This window comes from Mesorhizobium sp. M2A.F.Ca.ET.039.01.1.1, from assembly GCF_003998035.1.
In the GTDB taxonomy this organism is placed as follows: Bacteria; Pseudomonadota; Alphaproteobacteria; order Rhizobiales; family Rhizobiaceae; genus Mesorhizobium.
Map to the genome: position 1 here is coordinate 1 of NZ_RZRY01001295.1, position 964 is coordinate 964.

The 964-nt window shown below is 64.1% G+C and carries 1 pseudogene; it reads right to left on the reverse strand.

Going from position 1 to position 964, the window contains the following annotated elements:
- Window positions 1-964 (reverse strand): annotated as a pseudogene (locus EOA24_RS39400) (M23 family peptidase); the annotation flags it as partial.

Consider the following 964-nt stretch of genomic DNA (forward strand, 5'->3'; position numbering starts at 1 on the left):
GTAGAGAAGCTCGGAATTGTCGGAGGTCTGGTCGTCGCCGTCGGGCTGCGAGAACAGCACCTCCAGCCGGTCGGCCGGCGAAAGCCGCGACTGGAAATCGACGTCGGAAGCGAGGAGCTTGATCAGCTTCTGCGTCATAGCTTTCGACATGCCGTAGGAATAGGCGGTGCGATAGATGCCGTCATAGACATTGGGCAGGTTGCCGCGCACCACCACCGGCTGCGAATCATCGAACGCCGTCAAAAGCTCGGGATTTGGCTCCGGCTCCTGGGCCGGCACAAACTGGCCGCGGTCGTCGAGCGCGATGGTGACGATGTGCGTGGTCTTGTCATAGACGCTGGTGCGCACGACCTTGGCGATGTCGCCGCGCACTTCGAGGCCGACACGCAGCACCGTCCCGGCCTTGAGCGCCGTGGCGTTCAACAACTTGCCGATCGCTTCCGCCATGCCGGTGGCGTCAGCGCCGGTGTAGCCCGAATCGGCATAGGCCTCGGCGATCTCGGTATCCTCGGTGAAGGGGATGATTTCCTCGGCGAAGGCCGGCGTCTGATCTTCCAGGGTGGCGCGCGGCGCCACCGAAACGTTTTCCTGGGTGATCTTCACGTCGTAGGAACCGGCCATCGATTCGGCGAAGGCGTCGCCGAATCGCTGCGGATCGACATAATGCAGCGCCGCCACCTGGACGGCGCCGTCGCTCAAGCCGTTGCTGGCGTCGCGAACCACCTTTTCCACCTCGTCGGCGGAAAGGTCGCTCTTTTCGTCGAAGGAAGCGGTCTCGATCGGGAAATCGACCGTCTTCAGGCTCATTTCGCTCTCGACCTTGGCGCCGTAGATCTGCGCGGCGGCCGCGGTGGCCGTTGCCGGCTGGGCGTTGTCGTCGCTGTCGTCGCCGAACACCTGCAACGGGTCGAAGGGCGGATAGGGGCGGTTGGTCGTGTGGCCGGCGGCCAGAGCCATCTTGATC